Here is a 20,204-nt window from a genome sequence, read left to right on the forward strand (position 1 = left end):
TTAGGCTGTTTTAGGTTCAGGTTTTTTTTCTTCTTTTGTTTCAGTCTTCTTTGCTTGAGTTTTATTCAGATGTGTTTCAATAAAGTTGACTTTCTCTAAAGATGGAACAAACTTAAAAATATCTAATTGAATAAAATGCTTCATTATTTGTAGTCCATCGGCTCGGAGTATTTCTTCAGGAATTGTAATGTTTACTTCTTTATCCTTTAATTCAAAAGTAATTTTAGAATCTTCTAGAGGTAATCTATTTTTTAGAATTCCGTCTACCTTATCATTTGGAGAATCAAGTGATTTTACAACATTAACATCGTAGAGAATTGTTTTACCTGCATATCGGTGATTGTAATCGATTTGTACTCTTCCTGAACCAATAAATCTTATAATTCCTCTTTTATTGTCAACTTCAATTGTATCACCTACTGAAACCTTTTCTGCATCTTCTCCAAGTTTTCTAATAGGAATCATTCTAACTTTTCCAGCATCTCTTTCTCCAAATCCTTTGTCTGGTGTAACTTCAATTGTAAGTTTATCCCCAACAGCTGTTTTAGATAATGCTTCATCCAATCCTTTTAGAACAGGATAGGAGACTTCACCGATTGAAACCAGTTTTGGTTGGTATTTTACATTAGATTCATGAATAGAATGTTTTTTTGCATCTTCTTCAATTGTGGTATCAAAAACCTCACTAGTATCTTTAACTTTTGCAGTATAATCTATTAGTATCAATGAACCTTTGTTGAAAGTCAATGTGATCGGTCTCGAATTTCCTTATATTAAGTTAACATGCAATTATAGAGCTTTGAGTTTTTCTTCTGCTGTTTTGAGACCTGCTTGAGCATCTGTTTTGTATCCCATCATAGCTAATGTTGATGAAATAGCAGATACTGTTCTCATAACATGATATTTGTTAACTTCTCCCATACATCCAACTCGGAATACTTTACCTTTTAGATTTCCAAATCCACCAGCTACTAACACTTTGAATTTATCAGCTAATGTATCTCTGAAAATTTTATCTTCTAATCCATCCAAGTAATTTAATGCTATAATTGAAATAGAACGATCTTCTTGTTTTGCAAATGGTGTAAGACCAATTGCGCTTAAACTAGAATAGAGCGCATCAGAACAAACTTTATGACGCTTGAATACATGTTCAAGTCCTTCTTCTAACATTATAGACAATGCTTCTCTGTATGCATAAAGCAAAGGTAATGCCGGTGTAAATGGAGTATGTTTCGATTCTTCATAATATTTGAAATATCTTGCTAAATTGAAGTACATTGTTGGTGGAGGATTTGCAATCATGTATTTTTTAGCTTTGGGACTAACAGAGATAGGAGATATTCCGGGTGGAGCTGCAATTGCTTTTTGTGCTCCTGTCATACATACGTCAATATTCCATTTGTCAACAGGAAGGTTAACACCTCCAAGAATGGAAACTGAATCTACAATATACATTGAATCATTACGTGATGTTAAATCTGAGATTCTATCTAGATAATTTACCATAGTTCCTGTAGAGGTTTCGTTGTGTACTACATAGAATGCTTTTACATCTTTATTGTTATCAAATGCTTCTTTGACTTGATCAAAAGTTGCATTTTGTCCTGGTGGAGTTTGAAGTTTTACTACATGAGCTCCTTGAGCTTCGATTAATTCTGCAAGTCTTCCACTAAATTCTCCATTAACAGGAATTATGATTTTATCACCTTTTTTTACAATGTTAATTACACTTGCTTCAACTGCTCCAGTTCCAGATGCAGATAATGCTACAATGTCATTTTTTGTTTGAAAAACTTGTTGTGTTTTATCAACTACATCTGTGTATAATTCAACAAAATCATCACTTCTGTGATTAATAATAGGAGCAAGCATTGCTCTCATAACTCTATTAGGTACATTTGTAGGACCTGGAAGCATTGATAAATATTCCAATTTTTTCTCTCCACCGTAACTTTTTCATGGGTTTATTTATAATTAGAGATTTTTCAAACGCTGCTTAGCACTAGTTTTATTCAAAAAAATTTTTGTTCCTTCAGGTACAAGTTCCTCCCATTTCTGATCGCTAATTATCATATCTCGAATATTTGTTCCAGAAAGAGCATCTCTTTTAAAAAATGGTATTGACATTACAGTAACATTACGTTTTGAATAGAGGTGTTTTGTTAAATCATCATTAGTAAAAACCACATCAAATTTTGGAACAAGTGTATCTATTAGATCAATCCATTTAATGTGATTTTCTAGATCTGGGATAAAATAGATTTGAATTCTTTGCTTCATAGATTGATCAATTGAAGCAAGAATCATTTCTTTTCTTTCTTCAGCTGAAAATGGGTTGTTTTTTTGTAAAGGTTTGTTGGAGCTACCTAAACCTATCCATAATTTATCAACTTTAGTCAATGCAAAACGTAAGGCAGAAAGATGACCTAAGTGAAATGGTTGAAATCTTCCTATGAGTAGTCCATCCATAAAGATATCAACAGACTTCATTTTAAAAAACTATCATAAAGCGCTGCAACTGAGTAAAATCAGATGAATTTTCTAAGAATTGATGGAGAATTTGGTGAGGGTGGTGGACAAATAATTCGTACAGCAATAACACTATCCTGTATAACGAAAAAACCCATCATGATAGAAAATATTAGAAAAAATAGAAAAATTCCGGGATTAAAAGCACAGCATCTTACAGCAATTAAAATTCTTCAAAAAATTTGTAATGCAGAAGTTGAAGGAGCTAAAATAGGATCAACTAGTTTGAAGTTTACTCCAGGTAATGTAAAAAGTTGTAATTTGATTGAAGATGTTGGAACTGCAGGTAGTATATCTTTAATATCACAAGTATTGATTCCAGCGGTAGGAATCTGTAAAGAAAAATTAAACTTGACAATCAAAGGAGGTACAGACGCACTATGGAGTCCAACAATTGATTATACTCAATATGTCTTAAGAGAGGCATATTCAAGAATGGGAATTAATTTTTCAATTAAGTTAATCAAACGTGGCTATTATCCTAAAGGTGGTGGACAAATAGAACTGTCTGTTGAACCATCTAATGTAAATGCAATTTCATTAATTGAAAGAAAAACAAAAAATGTAAATCTGATTTGTTCATTTTCCAATTTACCAAGTGAATTAATTAAAAAAAATATTGAAGGTATTGTTAAACAATTAACTGAAAAAAAATTTATTGTAAAATCTCAAATTAATGAAGAAAACACTATTGATTCTGGAGCAACTTTATTGATCTTCAGTGCTGATCAAGAATCAATTATTGGTATTGATTCAATTTTTGATAAAAAAACTGAAAGATTTAATTTAGAATTACAGAGTTTCATGGAAAACAATCTTGGAGTAGATGAGCGTCTTGCAGATATGCTTGTTTTACCAGCAAGTCTTGCTAATAAAATAACAATCTTTAGAGTAGGTAATATTTCAAAACATTTGGAAACAAATTTGTTTGTAACCTCAAAAATTACTGGATGTAAATATGGTGTAGGTAAGTTAAGTAACGGTTTTGAAGTCAGAATAGAAGGTGTATCAAACACCAGCATCAAGTAAAGATGCGAAAAACAGGATTGCTACAGATAAAACAACTGTAATTTCTCCAAGAATTATTATTTTTTTTCTTAACTTTTGGATTTGTTGAGGAGACATTTGTTTTGACATAATTTTTTCTTCAACATCTTTTCTGATTATTCTAACATGTATAACATATGTAATTATTAATGCAATAACTAAGATTATCTTAATTACAAGAAAATGACCATAGCTTGTAGCCATTAACAAATCAGGTTTACTCAAAAGTAAATGTGAATTGTATAAGCCAGTACCAATAAGAATTATTAATGATGGAACTGCAATTTTGTTAAATCTTTTACCAACTTTGATCATAATTTGTAATCTCTCTTCAATAGTGCCATACATTGATTTGAGAAGAGGTGAGAAAACAATTCCAATGAAAAGTGAGCCACCTACCCAAATAGCTGCAGCAAGAAGATGAATCCATAAAATTATTGCTTGTTCTAATGGAGTCATAATATTTCATATTTCAAATCAAATATTATGTATTTGGATCTTGACAACGTTTTTTAGTTGTTCATGATGAATGTTATTGAGTTGGGATTACAAAATAAAATGGTAGTATATGGTGCAATTGTTGGAATGTTTGCATTAATGGGTGTTATTGTGTGGTATGCAAGCTTGGATAATCCAGAACTTGAACAAGTTGAAATTAAATTATCTAATGTTGAGATTTTAGATGTAAATAAAATTGAAAATACTGCAAAATTACAAGTTACTTTTCTTGTAAAGAATCCAAGCGAGAAAACATTTACAGTTCCACTTATTGGTTACAAACTTTTTGCAGATGGTCAATTACTTGGTTCAGGTCAATATTCCACTGAAGATGTTTCAATGCCTGGTCGGGCTGTATTTTATTCAGAAGCTGAAATTCCTCTGAAAAACATATTTGTCTTAAATAAATCCAATGTTAATTCAGAAACATATCAAGCAATTTTAGATGGTAATATCACAAGTTTTACTGCTGAGGGAGTTATAACTACAGAAACTTCCTGGAGCATGATTGAAAAAGAATTCAAGACTTCTACTTAAATTAAAAAAAGTGGGCCGAGTGAGATTCGAACTCACGATCACTGCCATGTCGGGGCAGTATCCTAACCGGCTAGACTACCGGCCCATTGAAGTAAAATCTTAGGTGCAGGCATTATTAACGTTTAACAAAAGAAAGGATTGAATAAAAAGAAGAAAAACATCTTAGAGTTGACAGAAGAATTTACAGACGAGGAAAAAAAAGCCTTCTACAAGGCAATATACTCAAGAAGAGACGTTAGATCTCATTTTACCTCAAGAATTATCAAAGATGATGTTATAGCAAGAATTTTGAATGCTGCACATCATGCACCGTCTGTTGGTTTCTCTCAGCCATGGAATTTTATTTTAATAAAAAATATCACCACAAAAAAGAAGATCAAGGATTCATTTGAAGAAGAAAAGAATCGTTCATCAAAATTAGTTGAAGAGCCAAAAAGATCAAAATATCTTTCATTTAAACTCGAAGGTATTTTAGAATCTCCAGTAAATCTATGTGTCACTTATGATCCTTCAAAGTTTGGACCGTTTGTGATTGGTAGATCAAGTATACCTGAAGCAGGATTATACAGTGTATGTTGTGCTATTCAAAATTTGTGGCTTGCTGCAAGAACAGAGGGAGTTGGACTTGGTTGGGTAAGTATTCTTTCAAATGATATATTGAAAGAAGTTTTAGAATTACCAGAACATGTTGTACCAATAGCATATCTCTGTTTAGGATATGTTGATGAATTTGCACAAAAACCTGATCTAGAAACTGCAGGATGGCTTCCAAGACTAGATCTTAAGGAAGTAGTATATTTTGAGAAATGGCAAGATACCAAGAATGTAGAGTGGAATCAAATTCAAGAAATGATAAAAGAAAATCTTGACTACGCTTAAATAATTACAAGTAATTTTTTTTGCTGGGCTTGTGGCGCAGAGTCATTTTAGACGCGAAGCTTGGATAGCGCAGTAGCCTCCTAAGTTACAGGTCGAGGGATCGAAGCCCTCCAAGCCCGTTTTCTTTTTGAAAAAATTTTGTTGTAATTTAAATACAAAGATAAATGAGCAAAGATGTGAAAGTTGTCATAATTTCAGCTAGTCCAAGAAAAAATGGCAATACTCAGATATTAATGAAATATGTTTTTGAGTATGCAAAATCAAAAAATACAGATACAAAATTAATTAATCTTGCAGATGGAAAAATTGAATGTTATAGAGGACCAGAAGAAGAATACAATGAATATACAAAAGCAGCAGCAAACGACATCATGGATGCTGATGTTTGGTTAATTGGCTCACCAATTTACAATTCATTTTTTAGTTCGGCATTAAAAAATTTGTTTGAGTATGTAAATTATAAAAAAACTGAAGGGAAAGTAGCCGGAATGGTAATTTTGGCTTCAGGGAATATGGGATTTATCGATGTTCAGACGTTGATTACTCAATTACTATCATATTTCAGAGTAATAACAAATCCTAAAGCAGTGTTTCTTACTACAGAATCAATATCAGAAAATACTATTTCGAAGGATGAAGATAAGAAAAGATTAAGTGATTTAGTAGATGAAACTTTGAAAATGGCTTCTAAATTACAACAAGGTTAGGATTTAGATATACTACCTTGAAGACTTTAACTGTATAACTACCATCAAAAATATGCATTATTTTTCCAGAATTAGAATCAAGAACTCTAAATTTGTATTCATATGAACCATCTTCATTTACTGGAATTTGTGCAAATTGTACTGCACCAACATTATTTCCTGCAATGAGTTCATCATTATCATAAATTTGAATAATTACAGGATAACCTTCAACATGATTTGAAATTTTTCCTTCAACAAATCCCCATGGCAATTTGTTATCTTTAGAAATAAACATCTGCATAGTTGTCTTTTCAATTCCAATAGAATTGTTAATTGGTGTGATTATTGTTTGAGATTCAGCTGGTTCAGCAAACGAATTTGAATTAAACATTACAGTACTAAACAATACAGATGCTACAATGAATGCAAACATAGTATTTTTAGTCAATAAAGTAAATTGGTTATTTAGTTTAAAAGACTTGTTCTGATTCATTCAGCTTAAAACTAAAAAAGTGAAATATTAACATAACGTAGGAATCATACTAATGGCGATGAATAAAGATCCAACAGAATTGTGCTCATGTAAATGCCATTATGGGGGTGCGGAAAGCTGTCCAGGATGTAAAAATAATCACGGCATAGTTTGCTGTCACTGCAAGGATTAATTCTATTTGTTTTTTGATTTACGTTCAGATGCCAACATCTTAAGATTAGCAAGTTCAGTTTTTAATGATTCAATTTGAACTAGAGTTTGAAGATTTGAAATCTCTTGATTTAATCTTTCAATTTCACTATCTTTTAGTTTAACAGATTCTTTGAGTTTACTTAATTCTCCAGATAACTCATTTTGTGCTGCTTTAATTTCAGTTAGACTTACTTGATTTTCTCCTGATGCATAAATTTGAGTAGTTTGTGCATTACTCAAGCTTTTTTTTTCGTTATGACTCATGTGAGTTTCATGTTTATGCATGTAGTCAGTACTTTTTTGAGAAATCCAACAGGTGAATGTAAGAAACCAAGTTATTGGTACTGCCATAAGGAATACAAAGTTTAGGATTGGTGCAAAATCAACAAAGTAAGGCCATAGTCCTGTAAGGACTGCTGCAAAGACTCCAGTAACCACTGTTGCTAAATGGTTTCCAAGATACCCCATAAATTATGAGGAAAATTCATTGTTTATAACAGTAATGCTGATATCAAAAATTGACATTAAGTAAAAAGAAAAAAAGAGTCTAGTTTATTCGTCGTCAGTAGATGTTTTAGGCATGTCTGATTGTAGGATTTGGATTTTTTGCAGTAATTCAGTTCTCAAATCTCTTGCAACCCTTCTAACAGTAGGTCTTGGAACACCAAGTTCATCTACGACTTTTGTATAGATATCCTGCTTGTCAGTTACCCCTTTGTCAAGATAAGAATTAATCGCTTCTTTAATGATCGTGCTTTGGTTTGTACGATTCAACGAATTCTAAATTTTAGTTGTTCTATATAAGACTATAACTTTTTACAGATAGATTATTTTTTGATTAAACTATTAATACTTATAAAATAATTTTGAACAAAAATATTATTGAGTATTTTAAAAAATATTTTATTAGCGAAAAACGTACTGGTCATTACGAATTTTTCAAATTATAATTAATTATTAAATAAATTTGAAATCATTCATTACAAAAAGACTCTTATGATATAACGGTAAATTACACCTATTGAGTACTGCAATTATTGAAACTAATTTAGGAACAATTGTATTTAAGTTACTTCCTGATTTGGCGCCAGAAACTGTAAGAAACTTTGAAAAATTAGCTAAGGATGGATTCTACAACGGGACATTATTCCATAGAGTAATTCCAGGATTTATGATTCAGGGAGGAGATCCTAATACAAAAACTGCAAATAAGAGTACATGGGGTATGGGAGGACCAGGTCATACAATCAAAGCAGAATTTAGTTCAAGATCACATCATCGTGGCATTGTTTCTATGGCTAGAGCACAAGATCCAAACAGTGCAGGTTCACAATTCTTCATAGTTACAACAGATAGCACATTTCTTGATAGACAATACACAGTATTTGGAGAAGTAACAGAAGGAATGGATGTTGCAGATAAAATTGTAAATCTACCAAGAGATCGCAATGATTGCCTCTTGATGAAGCAAAAATGATTCAATCAAAGTGGAATAAATGAATTTAAAGCACATTGCTTTTTTTATGATTTTATTATTTATCATAGGAATTCCAACTGTATATGCACAAATATCAATGGGTGAGAAGGCTGAACAAAAATCAGTTCAAGTTGTAATTAATTCATCAAACGAGATTCATGTAAAACATGTAATTACTTCATCAACTACGCCTAAACAAGTAAATTTGATTGATGGTGAAAGAACAAACCTAAAAGTTTTAGATAAATTAGGAAATGAAATGCAATTTGGAGATAGTGGTGGGAGTATCATAGTTTTCCCATCACAAAATCAAACAATTATAGAATATGATCTTGGAAATGTATTGTTTTTGAAAAATAATATGCTAACTTGGGATTTTAAATATCTTCAAACTACTTCTTTCATACTTCCTGAAGAAGCTGATTTGATATTTACAAATAACAGACCAGTAAAATTAGATGAAAAACTTGGAATTACATGTCATGGTTGTCAAATGTTGTTAGAATATTCTATCAATATGCCAAAAATATTAAAAAATGTTCAAGTAGATAACAAAAAATTTGTAATTGAAATTGGAACATTTGCTGAGATTAATAAATTTAATTTTGATCAAAATACAAAAAGGATAAACTTTCAAGTTAGTGGTGATAAACAAATTGTAACACTAGTAATTCCTCAAGAATTATTATCAGGCCCATATAACGTATTTCTTGGAGATAAAAAAATAGCTTTTAGTGAATATATCAATAATGGAACACATGTTTGGCTTAATATGAGACCAGATAATTCTGGTGACATTTCAATTACAAGTACTACAGATATTGGAATGCAAAAACCTACAACACAAGATGATTCTTCAAATGTAAACCAAAATAATAATACTGGATTTCAAAATACTAGTGTCTATGTTATTATTGGAATTATCATAGCAATTGGATTCGCAGCTGCAATAATTATTATGAAGAAAAAGAAATCAGCATCATCTACTGAGTTAAATGATAACAAATTAGAAAATTAAATTTAAAATTTTTATCTAAATAATTAATAAGATTATTCTCCACCTGAACCACAAGAACAAAATCCATACTCATCAATTCTAACATTACAGATAGCACATTTCTCTCCATAATCTACTTCCCAAGGCTCTTTCCCAAACAGTTTAAAATGATCATCTATCTCAAGTGGGATTTCACGTTTTTTCCCCAATGATTAGTATATGTAAAACAACTATACATACATTATTGGAGATAAAATTATGAAAATTGAATGTGGATGTCACTGCATTAATTGTAAGAGTACAAATCTTGAATCAAACAGAATAGGTAAAATTGAAAGTGATGGGTATTTCGATATGCATCATACATGTAATCAATGTAATACACATTTTGATCATTTGGATGGAGAAATTTTTGATAGTTGTGAGAAATGTAAGTATAAAATTAGTTAGAGATTAATGCATTTGTATAAAATAATGTACTCTATTTTCAGATAAATTTTTTAAAATTTCTTTATTAGAAGCCATTTTTGCAAGAGCCTTTGACACATCTAGTGGACTAGCACTCCATCCATATTCTCGTAGTTGTTGAACAGTTTCAGTCACTGTTCTTGGAGAATCAAAGAATCTACTGGTTTCTAAAATTCTTAGTTTTGATTTAATTTCATTGGCACCAATTGATTTTGGTTCATTAAATTCTGGTTCATATGTTTCTGCGTCATCCAAATATTCTAAACCATATTGATTAGATTGAATGGAATCATTTGAAGGTGTAATTTCTTCAACATTATTTTCATAGACAATTTTTGCCTGATTTTCATTTATGTAATTTGATATATTTGTAATAATTTCACCCAAAGTTTGATTATCTATATAGAAATCTCTAGAGTCAACCTCAATTTCGTTCTCACCTAGTTTGATCTTTATTCTAGCCATCTACCAATAAATCGAATGATTTTGATTTATTCTGCTAGCTCTAATGAGCTTTAAGATTAGATCAAAAATTTTACACACATAAATTGGATTTTTTTCCTATTTAGTTAAAAAGCAATTTCGAAATATCACGTGGTATGAGCCCCAAAAGAAAGGTAATAATCATAATCTCAATTATCATTTTAGGTATTTTTGGATATTCTCAGTATGTATTAGCTTCACAAATAGGCGTAACAATTACACAAAGTCATCTTATTGATGAGAGTGAAAGAGGTTCAACTCATGCAGTTGAGGTAAAATTCAGTAATCCTTCTTTATTGGTACTAACTGCAGGCAAAACAGAATTTTTTGTAACTGCAAATAATGAAATGATTGGAAAAGGGGATTTAGATTCATTTGTACTACCAGCACTTGGAACAACTACAGTAAATGGAACATATCTAAGAGATTCTAGTATTGAATCACAAGAAGGAGCAACAGTAAAGATTAGTGGAGTAACAAAATATGATATGATTTTTACATCAATTGATGTTCCTTTTGTATATTATCCAACAGAAGAACAAGCAAGAGAATTTATAAGTAAAAATTAATTTTTCCAAAGAATGTTAACTGTTTTTGGTTCTACTGCTTTAGATACTATAAGAACTCCAAAAAAAACTCTAAAAGATGTTTTAGGAGGAGCTGCAACCTTTGCAGCCATATCAGCAAGTAACTTTGTAGATACTGGATTGATTGCTGTTGTAGGAAAAGATTTTCCAAAAGAATATCATCAAATTTTATCAAAATATCTTGATTTGAAGGGATTAACGATTAAAGAAGGGAAAACTTTTCGTTATGATGGAAGTTACGATAAAACTCTAAGCACAAGAGAAACTTTGAAAACAGAGCTTAATGTGCTTGCAGATTTCAAACCTACAGTTCCTGAAGAATATAAAAAATCACAGTTTGTGTATTTAGCTAATAATGATCCTGATCAAAATTCTGCATTAATTAAAGAATTTGATAAAGTAAAATTTTCAATGTGTGACACAATTGAATTTTGGATATCTACAAAACGTGAATCTGTAATTAAAATGATCAAGGCTGTAGATGCAGTTGTAATAAACGATGAAGAAGCCAAGTTACTTACAAAAGAATTCAATTTAATCAAATGTGCTAAAAAGATAATGGAATGGGGAGCAAAATATGTTATTATTAAAAAAGGTGAGCACGGTTCGTTGATGTTTTTTGATGATGTGATATTTCCATGTGTTGGATTCTCATTAGAAGATGTAGTAGACCCTACGGGTGCTGGAGATTCATTTGCAGGTGCTATGATAGGGTATTTAGCTAGTAAAAATTCTATCAATTCAGCAGAGATCAAAAAAGCTGTAGTTTATGGTAATGTATTAGGATCATTTGCTGTAGAAAAATATGGATTAGATGGATTACTTCAAATTAAAAAACAGACATTACAAAACGAATCAAGTTATATGAAAAGATGATTCGTTTCTAAAAAGATTTAAGTTTGATTATTTCTGTAGATGAGTTGAATATTTGTAAGATATGTCTGAAAAAAATGAAGATCGTTTAGATGAAATTTTCAAACTACAAAAAGGATTATCAGAGATGATGAAACTTGATAGATATCCAAAAGATTCCGAGGGACGTATTTCTGCATTATCTACTGCTATTATGCATGAAGCTGTAGAGTTGCAAAGAACTACAAATTGGAAGTGGTGGAAAACTCCAGTTCCATTTAATGTTTCAGAAGCAAGAGAAGAGTTGATAGACATATGGCATTTTGTAGTACAAGCATCATTAGAGCTGAATTTGACTCCTGATGATATTCTTGAAGAATACAAAAAGAAAAATGAGATCAATCGAGAAAGACAAAGAAATGGATATTAGATTATAGATTTTTTAATTGTTTCAAAGTTTATTTCATTAATTAAATTAACTAGAGTAATTTCATTCTGGAAATAAATTATTTCTGATTTAGTTACAGTAAGAAATGGATCTGGACTAGTAGAATTAATTATTCTTCCACGATTATCAATTCCATTTTTATGTAATTCAAATAAAGAGTGACCTGCCTTATGACCCCAAACTTCCTTACCACAAACTAGTATAGTTTTAATTTTTTTATTTTGGTTAATATATCTAATTAGTGAATCGATTCCTTTATTCTCAGAAAACAGACGTCCCGCTATTCCAACATGATTCAAAAGGTCAGAATTTGAAATTTGTTTTAGTAAATTTATGCTTGAAAGAGTACAAACGGCTATTGATGAATCAGCATTGCCTAAGTAGGCTTCTTCAGGAATAGGAAGTATTACTTTGCATAATTCTCCAATCACATTGCCTAGGCTATTCATTTACTGTATCACGAAGGGTTTTTGCGATTAATTCAATATTTTTTGAAGTGACTTTAGGGTGAATTGGAAGTGATAAAACATGAGCAGATGCCCACTCTGTGATTGGAAGTTTAATTTTTTGTTGATAAAATGGTGTTTTATGAACAGGTATAGGATAGTAGGATGCAGCACCAACACCTTTAGAATTTAGTTTTTTTAGAATATTGTTTCTTTTTGAAGCTGCAATTGTGTAAAGATACCAATTAACTTTTTCATTTTTACGTTGTTGAGGAAGGATGATGTCTAAATCAGAAATTAGTTGTGATAGGTGCTTTGCATTTTTTTCTCTTATTTTAAGGAAATCAGGGAGTTTTTTCATTTGTATTGTTCCTATGGCAGCACTGATTTCAGGTAATCTAAGATTTAATCCAAAAATTTTAGTATCATATCCATGAACCATTCCATGATTTCTAATCATCAGAAGCTTATCGTATAATTTTTTATTGTTTGTGGCAACAAATCCTCCTTCTCCAGAAGTCATTACTTTTGCAGGGTACATGCTCCAACAACCTAGTTCAGAAAAAGTTCCAGCGTGTTTTCCTTTGTATGTAGAACCTAATGATTGAGCAGCATCTTCTATAATTGGTAAATTGTGTTTTTTAGCAATTTCTGAAATTCTATCAATAAAAGCTACATTTCCATAGAGGTGGACAGGTATTATTGCTTTAGTCTTTTTTGTAATCTTTTTTTGTAGATCATCAGGATCCATTGTATAATTTTCTTTTAGTACATCTACAAAGACAGGTTTTGCTCCAGTGGATACAACTGAATTAGCTGTTGCAACAAAGGTAAATGATGGAACTAGTACTTCATCACCTTGTTTGATATCTAAGGCATAAAGCGCAGCTTGCAAAGCTGCAGTTCCAGAATTTACAGCGACCACATATTTTGATTTTATAAAAAATGATGCTGATTTTTCAAATAATTGTACGTGTTTTCCTCCCTTACTAGCTGCAGATGTAAGTGTCCCATTTTTTAGAATTGAAGTAACTGCGCTAATTTCCTCCTTGCCTACAAATGGAACATTTATTGCGATTTTCAACAGATATTCTCCTAAAAACTAGTCTATAAATATCATGAAACAGGCATGAATTTTTATATTTCAAAATTAGGAAATTCGCATAATGAATCATCATCTAGAAAAATCAGATGCTGGTTACAGAGTTTATCTATACATTTTCTATATTTGTGGTTTCATTATGGCAGCTAGTCTAATTTTTGGAGTTTACATCACGATGATAGAATGGATGGAAAATGGAACGTATGTAATGGGAGAAGCAATACAGAATACATTCATTCCATTTGAGAATTTTTCAAGAGTTTCAACATGGATATTTTTTTCTACTATTATTGGATGGTATTGTGTTTCAAGAATAGGATGGAGAAGAACTGCAGGGAATAAAATTATTGGTATGAGAATGGCATTACTTCAGTTAATGTTGTTAGGATTTGCAATTATTACTCTTTACGAAGTATTATACAATTTTACCGTATTGAATGCAGCAATTACTGCAGGAATGATTAACGGAAATGTACCAAATATAGATATGCTGTCAATTGCATATCCTGATTCTGATAGACCATGGAATTTAGTTTTTGCAACTAAAGTTTTTCTTGCAGCATTCATAATTAGTGCCCATGCATTTTATCTTAGTACTAAACCTAGAAAAAGTTTAGAGGATCCTCAAGAATAAAAGACATTTCATTTTAATGAAAATATTTTCCCTAGTTTTTCTTGATCAGATTTTACTTTACCAAATGCTCTTCTATGTGCAGGATTACAGAATTTTACAGTTTCTGAACGAGGATCATTTTTTCTTGTTTCGTCTATAATTCGACCACACCAAAAACAATATTCTTTTTTAATTGCTCCTAGTTCCCATCCTAAAAACTTGGAATCATAATATCCTCTTTCTTTAGGACGTATAGAATTTAGAAAATTTCCAGTATCAGATTGAACCCATATGTTTTTAATTTTAGGATGAAATGATTTATTCCATCGTCTCTGCTTTTCGTCCCAAATTATCTTATTTTCAGTACAAAATTTAAAAAACTGTTCCTCAAATTCCTTTGAAACCATAATTTTGATAATATTTTCGCCTATGAAAGTATTCGTAAAACATAATCTCTTTATGATTAAGTGATTTTTATGAACTTTTTAGAATCAATAGGCTTTAAATCTAAAAATTAGTTTTTCTACTAGAACATGCTATACTGATCATGGGTTTATTTGGAAAATCAATTGAAACAAAATGTAAGAAGTGTGGAACAGTTCTTACGGATCCAGAAAGAATGAAAAAACATCAAGAGGTTGCTCATAACAAAAAAAAGGAAAAGTGTAGAGCTTGTGGTTCAGAATTTGATACTTCAGAAGAACTAAGAAAACACAAAAAAGATTGTAAATAATTTGGATTTCCTAAAGCCTGCTAAATTTCAAAGATTTAATTTTTTATTAATCAATATTTGTGATAAAGTTCATCTTTTCCTAATTTGTATATCTTAGAAAGTTCATTGTAAGCTTCTTCTTTACTTAACAAATTTTTTTGTGTCAACATTCGAAATTTTTCATTGTACTCAATATCATCATGATAACCATTCATACAAAATAATCTTGATTTGTTTTTTCCTCTATATTCATTAATTATTCCTTTTTTAATTAAAACATCAATATAGTTAGTTAAATTTTGGTGTTCGATTTTTGCTTCAATTGATAATTGCATGAAAGAGATCCAGTTTTTATATGTAGTAAATTTTTGAATTATTGTAATAATTCTTTTTTCTCCACGTTGCCATTTATCTTCAATCATAATTCTCAGTAAATTCCAATTTATGATTTATCTCTCATTAATAAAAATTAATTATTATTGTCAGATAAATTTAGTGTACTTTTTGGTTGACGTTTTAGGGCTTTTTCTATTGCTTCTAAATTTGCAATCTCGTTTTTTGAGCTTATCGTTAAAGTTTTAATCATTTCTGAGCCTAATTGTACAGATTGTTCTGGTAATGTATCAAGAAATTTTTTTAATCCTTTTTTGTAGTTTTCAATGAGTTCCAATCCTTCCTCAAGTGTCATAAAAATGATTAATCAATTGGTTATTTCAAATCTTGCAAATCCCAACAAATTATTTCAAATAACTTTATAGACCTACATCTCCGAAGTTGTTTTGATTTGGATATAACAGAAAAAGTTGATTTAATTGAAAGACCGCCTACTGAAGAGGTTGTTACACATGATGAATTAATTGAATTATTCAAAACAAATTCATCTCCAAAACATTACATTGGTTTGGAGATTTCAGGATTTTTACATTTAGGTAGTCTAATCAGTACTGGTTTCAAAATTAATGATTTTGTCAAGGCAGGTGTGAAATGTACCATATTTCTTGCAGATTGGCATACGTTGATCAATGATAAATTAGGTGGAGATTGGGAAATGATTTCTAGAGTTTCAAAATATTACAAAGACGCTTTCAATCTAGTTTGTCCGGAAGCGAATATTGTATTAGGTTCAGATTTGTACAAAGAAAAATCAGAATACTGGTCTGAACTTGTGAAATTCACTAAGCATGTCTCACTAGCTAGAACAATGAGGACACTTACTATTATGGGACGTTCTGAAAACGAAGAAAAAATTGATCTTGCAAAATTACTGTATCCTCCTATGCAAGCAGTTGATATTCATTTTTTGGATGTTGATATTGCTCATGCAGGAATGGATCAAAGGAAAATCCACATGTTAGTTAGAGAAGTTTTTCCAAAAATGAAATGGAAAGTCCCTGTTGCTGTTCATCATAAATTATTACCAGGTCTTTCAAAACCAGCTACTACAAATGACTCACAGATTTTAGGAAAAATGAGCAAATCAGATCCAAATTCTGGAATTTTTATTCATAATTCAGATGATGAGATTCGAACAAAGATCAAAAAAGCATGGTGTGAAGAAGCAAATATTCAGAATAATCCATTATTAGAAATTTCAAAACATGTTATTTTCCATGAATTTAGTGAGTTCAAAGTAGAAAGGCCAGAAAAATTTGGTGGTAATATGTCATACACGGAATATAGTAAATTAGAATCAGATTTTGCAGAAAAGAAATTACATCCTACTGATCTTAAACAAACTGTTGGAGAATATATAGTTAAGATAATTTCTCCAATTCGAGAAAAGTTGAATTTGAGTGAAGAGTTATTTGAAGCAATTAAGAAGAGTTACTAGACCTTAAGATTCGGATTAGTTTGTTCTTCTAAATTATATTTTGATTTATACCCTCTAGGGTTGATCATCAAATCTTTGTAGGTATAAGTTGATGAATTTCCAATAATTACTGTACTAATCATACCCAACTGATCAGAATGATTTGGAAGATTCTCTAAATCTGTCATAACAATTGTTTGTGATTCTCTGAAGGCACCTTTGATGATAGCTACAGGAGTTGTGGGTTTTCTATATTTCAAAAGGATTTTTCTTGTATCTTCAAGTTGATGTATTCTTTTTTTACTTGCTGGATTGTAAATTACAATTACAAAATCACCTTGTGCAGCGGCTTCAACTCTTTGTGTTATTATTTCCCATGGCACTAACAAATCGCTCATGCTTACAACTGCAAAATCTGTCATTAATGGAGAGCCAATTATTGATGCACATGAGTTTAAGGCAGAAACGCCTGGAACTATTTCAACTTGTAAACCATCCTTAGGATTCCAGTTTGTTGCAGCAAGAGTTTCATAAATTAATCCAGCCATTCCATAAATGCCAGGATCACCACTTGAAACAAGTGAAACAATTTTTCCAGATTTTGCTAAATCAATGCATTGATGAGCACGTTCAACTTCTTGAGTCATAGCATAACGATGAACTGTTTTTCCTTCAATAAGATCTTGGACCAAATTAACATAAGTTTCATACCCTACAATTGTATCACTTTCTTCAATTACCTCTTTGGCCCGAAATGTCATGTGATCATGGTGTCCAGGTCCAACACCAACAATGTAGAGTTTGCCAGTCAATTTAACAATAATTTTTCTTTCAAGTAATTTATCCCTTTAGTGATTTGTTTTTTATTGGAATGGATCTATGATTGGACCATTTATGACATATTGGTTGTTCATGGTACGAGCTAAACTAACTAAAATCAGGTCTTTTATTTTAGACGAGGTAACATCAGAAATAGTTTCAAGAATTGATGCATTTTCTGGATTGTTCCATTCAATGTTGTATACACGCCATATTGGGCTGTAACGATCATCACCAGGCATTACTGAAATAATTTCTGCCTGATATCCTAAAGATCCAGAACTTTTGATTCCATTTTTGAATTGATAGAGATCTGACTTGGAGGAATTTGTTATCAGATGTTCAGAAACGGGTGAGAAAGGAATTCCCATTATTTTAGCTGGACCAGAAGGTGTTGTATCAGTAATTATGTAATAAATTGTTTTTCCATCAGGTCCCCATCCACGATGAGCAACAAATGTTACTGTCATCTCATCTTTGTTGATTTCAGTAATCTGTCCTCCATCAAATTTCAAATTATTTGTGATTTCTTTATCATTTCTTACAAGCATCTGACCATCTGGCCAAATAATTTGAGGTGTGTTAATTACAATACCAGTTTTATTAAATTCAACTCTTCCATTCTTTTCTGCATTAATGATGTCTTCGTATGATTCAAGAGTTGATGCATTTTGTCCTTTTTTCCATGTAACTTCAATTACCGAATTTAGTGCACTATATTTTTGTACTTGGGAAGGAGTGCTAGAGAAAACTTCTTTTTGACGTCCATATATGCCGTCTCCGTTAACTCCATTCTTAAAAACAAATATTGTTTGCAAAGTATTCTCTGATATTTTTTTAATTTCTGGTGCAACTTCTACTTTCCAATTTTGTTTTTTAGTAATCATTTCAGCATATTCTTTTTGGCTAGAATCAGTTATAATGTAAAAAACGGATTTTCCATCATAGAATCCCTCATGCATTGGAATAGATGCTGCTATGTTTGCTCTTGAAAGTTCTAATGGTGGATTTTGTTGAACTTGAATTTTTTGCATTGTTACTTCGGTTGGTTGTCCTCGAATCCAACCATCAATACTTACTGTAGCAGTGAATTCTTTTGAATTTGTAGAATGTAATGCCAAGGCTGCGCCCGTAAATTCAAGTGAGCCTGATTTAGCCTTAAGATCAATTAAAGATATTGCGTAAACGGTCTTTCCATCAATAGTCCATGTTGATTGTCCTTTTACATCATCATTGTTAATTTCATGTAAAACTACAATTTCAACAGGTTCACTAGATGTAAAAGTCATCGAACCAACATAAAGAGTACCTTGATTTGGTGATAAAATTAATGCTAACTGATGGTTTTCATGTCCTTGTCCTGGATCTTGTGAAGATGTTATTGTTTTAGTAAAATTAATTTTTTTTGTAGAATTTGCATTAACATAGTTATCAGAGACAAACGAAACTGTTAGAGCCCCAATGATAAAAATTCCTACAATCAAAATAATTGTAAATTTATTCAACGAAATTCATTGAAATTGTTTCCCTTAAATGATTTTAGTTAATTTTATCGAGTTCAAATGCTTCATGTAATGCTTGAACGGCTATGTTAGAATCAGCATCTTTAACAACAAATGCCAGATTTAACTCTGATGAGCCTTGAGTAATCATTGCAACATTAACTTTATTTTTCTCTATTGCTCCAAATACTTTGGATGCAACACCTACAGTACCACGCATACCTAAACCAATAAGTGCAATAATTGCAACATCTGTAGTTACTTCTAGTTTTTTGATGATTTTTCCTAAAAGTTCCATTTCTAATGCGTTAACTGCTTTGTCAAGATCAGTATTTTTTACTACAATAGTAATACTAGATTCTGATGGATTTTGAGAGATCATCATTACGTTTATGCTCGCTTTAGCAAGTGTAGCAAAAATTTTTGCAGCTGTTCCAGGAGTACCAACCATACTACCTCCACGTATATCGATTAATCCATTGTGACGGATGTTACTTACACATTTTACGGTATTTTTAGTGGATTTTGAAGGTGAATCAGTTACCAAAGTCCCTTCATTTTTTAAATTAAAGGAATTTCTTATTTTCATAGGAATTTTTTTAGTTAATAACGGTTCAAATGTTCTAGGATGAATTTGTTTGGCTCCAAATAATGCCATTTCAATTGCTTCGATATAAGATACTTCTTTGAGTAATTTGGCATTTTTCACAATTTTTGGATCTGCCGTCATTAGACCATCTATATCACTCATTAACCAAATTTCATCGGCCTTAATACAAGAACCAATTATTGTTGCAGTATAATCCGAACCACCTCTACCAAATGTAGTAATATGTCCATGTTGATCAGCTCCAGTAAATCCACCCACTACGGAATTATTTTTTTGGAAAATTGTAAGTCTATTGTTTGTGAGACTCGTAGTCTAGTAGTATCCATTAATGGTTTTGATTCTCCAAAATTTGAATCAGTAACAATTCCAACTTCTTTACCAGATAATGAGATTGATTTTTTACCTAGATCA

The 20,204-nt window shown here is 31.0% G+C and carries 29 protein-coding genes and 2 tRNA genes; 13 read left to right on the plus strand and 18 right to left on the minus strand.

Annotated features, from left to right (window positions below):
- Genes BG20_RS00600 through BG20_RS00610 form a run of 3 tightly spaced genes read right to left on the minus strand, consistent with a single transcriptional unit; the run spans position 1 to position 2,472 of the window.
- A complete protein-coding gene (locus BG20_RS00600) occupies positions 1-747 on the minus strand; it encodes a peptidylprolyl isomerase (protein WP_007402567.1) in 747 nt (248 codons plus the stop codon).
- Between the two features lie 42 nt (positions 748-789).
- On the minus strand, positions 790-1,935 hold the full coding sequence (locus BG20_RS00605) for a pyridoxal-phosphate-dependent aminotransferase family protein (protein WP_048096933.1): 1,146 nt from the start codon (positions 1,933-1,935) through the stop codon (positions 790-792).
- 42 nt (positions 1,936-1,977) lie between these two features.
- Entirely contained in the window at positions 1,978-2,472 is a 495-nt protein-coding gene (locus BG20_RS00610; RefSeq protein ID WP_010189596.1) for a nicotinamide-nucleotide adenylyltransferase, read from the minus strand.
- Positions 2,473-2,535: 63 nt separating this feature from the next.
- Here BG20_RS00610 and rtcA point away from each other — a divergent pair, with 63 nt between their 5' ends.
- Positions 2,536-3,561 carry an RNA 3'-terminal phosphate cyclase gene (rtcA, locus tag BG20_RS00615; RefSeq protein WP_010189597.1) on the plus strand — a complete coding sequence of 342 codons (1,026 nt, stop codon included), beginning with the start codon at positions 2,536-2,538 and terminating at the stop codon, positions 3,559-3,561.
- Here rtcA and BG20_RS00620 read toward each other — a convergent pair.
- Complete coding sequence (locus tag BG20_RS00620) at positions 3,541-4,038, minus strand: CopD family protein (RefSeq protein WP_010189599.1); 498 nt, start codon at positions 4,036-4,038, stop codon at positions 3,541-3,543. The genes rtcA and BG20_RS00620 overlap by 21 nt on opposite strands.
- Before the next feature lie 63 nt (positions 4,039-4,101).
- On the opposite strand from BG20_RS00620, the gene BG20_RS00625 reads away from it, so the two are divergent.
- Positions 4,102-4,614 (plus strand): hypothetical protein, encoded by a 513-nt coding sequence (locus tag BG20_RS00625; RefSeq protein WP_010189601.1) that lies wholly within the window; start codon positions 4,102-4,104, stop codon positions 4,612-4,614.
- An 11-nt stretch (positions 4,615-4,625) separates the two neighbouring features.
- Here BG20_RS00625 and BG20_RS00630 read toward each other — a convergent pair.
- Positions 4,626-4,699, minus strand: a tRNA-Val gene (locus tag BG20_RS00630).
- Between the two features lie 83 nt (positions 4,700-4,782).
- Here BG20_RS00630 and bluB point away from each other — a divergent pair.
- The 3 genes from bluB (at position 4,783) to BG20_RS00640 (ending at position 6,200) form a co-directional block, all read left to right on the plus strand.
- Complete coding sequence (gene bluB, locus BG20_RS00635) at positions 4,783-5,493, plus strand: 5,6-dimethylbenzimidazole synthase (protein WP_048096942.1); 711 nt, start codon at positions 4,783-4,785, stop codon at positions 5,491-5,493.
- A gap of 25 nt (positions 5,494-5,518) precedes the next feature.
- Positions 5,519-5,612, plus strand: a tRNA-Arg gene (locus BG20_RS12275).
- Between the two features lie 45 nt (positions 5,613-5,657).
- Positions 5,658-6,200, plus strand: coding sequence for an NADPH-dependent FMN reductase (locus tag BG20_RS00640; RefSeq protein ID WP_010189603.1), 543 nt, complete (start codon positions 5,658-5,660; stop codon positions 6,198-6,200).
- Here the strand turns inward: BG20_RS00640 and BG20_RS00645 are convergent.
- The 3 genes from BG20_RS00645 to BG20_RS00655 form a co-directional block, all read right to left on the minus strand.
- Entirely contained in the window at positions 6,181-6,630 is a 450-nt protein-coding gene (locus tag BG20_RS00645; RefSeq protein WP_238527422.1) for a hypothetical protein, read from the minus strand. The two genes, BG20_RS00640 and BG20_RS00645, sit on opposite strands and share 20 nt — an antisense overlap.
- A gap of 219 nt (positions 6,631-6,849) precedes the next feature.
- Positions 6,850-7,335, minus strand: a complete 486-nt coding sequence (locus BG20_RS00650) for a hypothetical protein (RefSeq protein ID WP_010189607.1) — start codon at positions 7,333-7,335, stop codon at positions 6,850-6,852.
- 84 nt (positions 7,336-7,419) lie between these two features.
- Positions 7,420-7,641 carry a hypothetical protein gene (locus BG20_RS00655; RefSeq protein ID WP_010189609.1) on the minus strand — a complete coding sequence of 74 codons (222 nt, stop codon included), beginning with the start codon at positions 7,639-7,641 and terminating at the stop codon, positions 7,420-7,422.
- A gap of 247 nt (positions 7,642-7,888) precedes the next feature.
- Between BG20_RS00655 and BG20_RS00660 the strand changes: the two genes are divergently transcribed.
- Complete coding sequence (locus tag BG20_RS00660) at positions 7,889-8,344, plus strand: peptidylprolyl isomerase (RefSeq protein WP_010189611.1); 456 nt, start codon at positions 7,889-7,891, stop codon at positions 8,342-8,344.
- A gap of 19 nt (positions 8,345-8,363) precedes the next feature.
- Positions 8,364-9,362, plus strand: a complete 999-nt coding sequence (locus BG20_RS00665; RefSeq protein ID WP_010189614.1) for a hypothetical protein — start codon at positions 8,364-8,366, stop codon at positions 9,360-9,362.
- Positions 9,363-9,394: 32 nt separating this feature from the next.
- Here the strand turns inward: BG20_RS00665 and BG20_RS12560 are convergent, their stop codons facing one another.
- Together BG20_RS12560 and BG20_RS00675 are read right to left on the minus strand one after the other, a co-directional pair.
- On the minus strand, positions 9,395-9,550 hold the full coding sequence (locus BG20_RS12560) for a hypothetical protein (protein WP_010189616.1): 156 nt from the start codon (positions 9,548-9,550) through the stop codon (positions 9,395-9,397).
- A gap of 244 nt (positions 9,551-9,794) precedes the next feature.
- Positions 9,795-10,274: a hypothetical protein gene (locus tag BG20_RS00675; protein WP_010189620.1), complete on the minus strand. Its 480-nt coding sequence runs from the start codon at positions 10,272-10,274 to the stop codon at positions 9,795-9,797.
- A gap of 134 nt (positions 10,275-10,408) precedes the next feature.
- On the opposite strand from BG20_RS00675, the gene BG20_RS00680 reads away from it, so the two are divergent.
- The 3 genes from BG20_RS00680 (at position 10,409) to BG20_RS00690 (ending at position 12,161) form a co-directional block, all read left to right on the plus strand.
- Entirely contained in the window at positions 10,409-10,861 is a 453-nt protein-coding gene (locus tag BG20_RS00680) for a hypothetical protein (RefSeq protein WP_010189622.1), read from the plus strand.
- Positions 10,862-10,873: 12 nt separating this feature from the next.
- On the plus strand, positions 10,874-11,755 hold the full coding sequence (locus tag BG20_RS00685; RefSeq protein WP_010189623.1) for a PfkB family carbohydrate kinase: 882 nt from the start codon (positions 10,874-10,876) through the stop codon (positions 11,753-11,755).
- 61 nt (positions 11,756-11,816) lie between these two features.
- Positions 11,817-12,161 carry a dUTPase gene (locus BG20_RS00690; protein WP_007402582.1) on the plus strand — a complete coding sequence of 115 codons (345 nt, stop codon included), beginning with the start codon at positions 11,817-11,819 and terminating at the stop codon, positions 12,159-12,161.
- Here the strand turns inward: BG20_RS00690 and BG20_RS00695 are convergent.
- Positions 12,158-12,628 carry a hypothetical protein gene (locus tag BG20_RS00695; RefSeq protein WP_010189625.1) on the minus strand — a complete coding sequence of 157 codons (471 nt, stop codon included), beginning with the start codon at positions 12,626-12,628 and terminating at the stop codon, positions 12,158-12,160. The two genes, BG20_RS00690 and BG20_RS00695, sit on opposite strands and share 4 nt — an antisense overlap.
- Complete coding sequence (locus BG20_RS00700; RefSeq protein WP_010189627.1) at positions 12,621-13,709, minus strand: DegT/DnrJ/EryC1/StrS family aminotransferase; 1,089 nt, start codon at positions 13,707-13,709, stop codon at positions 12,621-12,623. Before BG20_RS00700 ends, BG20_RS00695 begins: the two co-directional genes overlap by 8 nt.
- 82 nt (positions 13,710-13,791) lie before the next feature.
- Here BG20_RS00700 and BG20_RS00705 point away from each other — a divergent pair, with 82 nt between their 5' ends.
- Positions 13,792-14,361, plus strand: a complete 570-nt coding sequence (locus tag BG20_RS00705) for a hypothetical protein (RefSeq protein ID WP_010189628.1) — start codon at positions 13,792-13,794, stop codon at positions 14,359-14,361.
- Positions 14,362-14,369: 8 nt separating this feature from the next.
- Here BG20_RS00705 and BG20_RS00710 read toward each other — a convergent pair whose 3' ends face one another.
- Positions 14,370-14,747, minus strand: a complete 378-nt coding sequence (locus BG20_RS00710) for a hypothetical protein (RefSeq protein WP_010189629.1) — start codon at positions 14,745-14,747, stop codon at positions 14,370-14,372.
- A gap of 140 nt (positions 14,748-14,887) precedes the next feature.
- Between BG20_RS00710 and BG20_RS00715 the strand changes: the two genes are divergently transcribed.
- On the plus strand, positions 14,888-15,073 hold the full coding sequence (locus tag BG20_RS00715) for a C2H2-type zinc finger protein (protein ID WP_007402587.1): 186 nt from the start codon (positions 14,888-14,890) through the stop codon (positions 15,071-15,073).
- A 50-nt stretch (positions 15,074-15,123) separates the two neighbouring features.
- Here the strand turns inward: BG20_RS00715 and BG20_RS00720 are convergent, their stop codons facing one another.
- On the minus strand, positions 15,124-15,474 hold the full coding sequence (locus BG20_RS00720) for a hypothetical protein (protein ID WP_010189630.1): 351 nt from the start codon (positions 15,472-15,474) through the stop codon (positions 15,124-15,126).
- A gap of 47 nt (positions 15,475-15,521) precedes the next feature.
- Positions 15,522-15,740, minus strand: a complete 219-nt coding sequence (locus BG20_RS00725; RefSeq protein WP_010189631.1) for a hypothetical protein — start codon at positions 15,738-15,740, stop codon at positions 15,522-15,524.
- A gap of 96 nt (positions 15,741-15,836) precedes the next feature.
- On the opposite strand from BG20_RS00725, the gene BG20_RS00730 reads away from it, so the two are divergent.
- Positions 15,837-16,883 (plus strand): tyrosine--tRNA ligase, encoded by a 1,047-nt coding sequence (locus BG20_RS00730; RefSeq protein ID WP_010189633.1) that lies wholly within the window; start codon positions 15,837-15,839, stop codon positions 16,881-16,883.
- Here the strand turns inward: BG20_RS00730 and cobJ are convergent.
- Genes cobJ through BG20_RS00745 form a run of 3 tightly spaced genes read right to left on the minus strand, consistent with a single transcriptional unit; the run spans position 16,880 to position 20,051 of the window.
- A complete protein-coding gene (gene cobJ, locus BG20_RS00735) occupies positions 16,880-17,674 on the minus strand; it encodes a precorrin-3B C(17)-methyltransferase (protein ID WP_010189634.1) in 795 nt (264 codons plus the stop codon). The two genes, BG20_RS00730 and cobJ, sit on opposite strands and share 4 nt — an antisense overlap.
- 51 nt (positions 17,675-17,725) lie before the next feature.
- The gene (locus BG20_RS00740) at positions 17,726-19,186 is read right to left on the minus strand and encodes a DUF7482 domain-containing protein (RefSeq protein ID WP_010189636.1); all 1,461 of its coding nucleotides are present in this window, start codon (positions 19,184-19,186) and stop codon (positions 17,726-17,728) included.
- Between the two features lie 34 nt (positions 19,187-19,220).
- Positions 19,221-20,051: an aspartate kinase gene (locus BG20_RS00745; protein ID WP_238527423.1), complete on the minus strand. Its 831-nt coding sequence runs from the start codon at positions 20,049-20,051 to the stop codon at positions 19,221-19,223.
- Between the last annotated feature and the right edge of the window lie 153 nt (positions 20,052-20,204).

Origin of the sequence: Candidatus Nitrosarchaeum limnium BG20 (assembly GCF_000241145.1) — an archaeon.
Classification (GTDB): domain Archaea; phylum Thermoproteota; class Nitrososphaeria; order Nitrososphaerales; family Nitrosopumilaceae; genus Nitrosarchaeum; species Nitrosarchaeum limnae.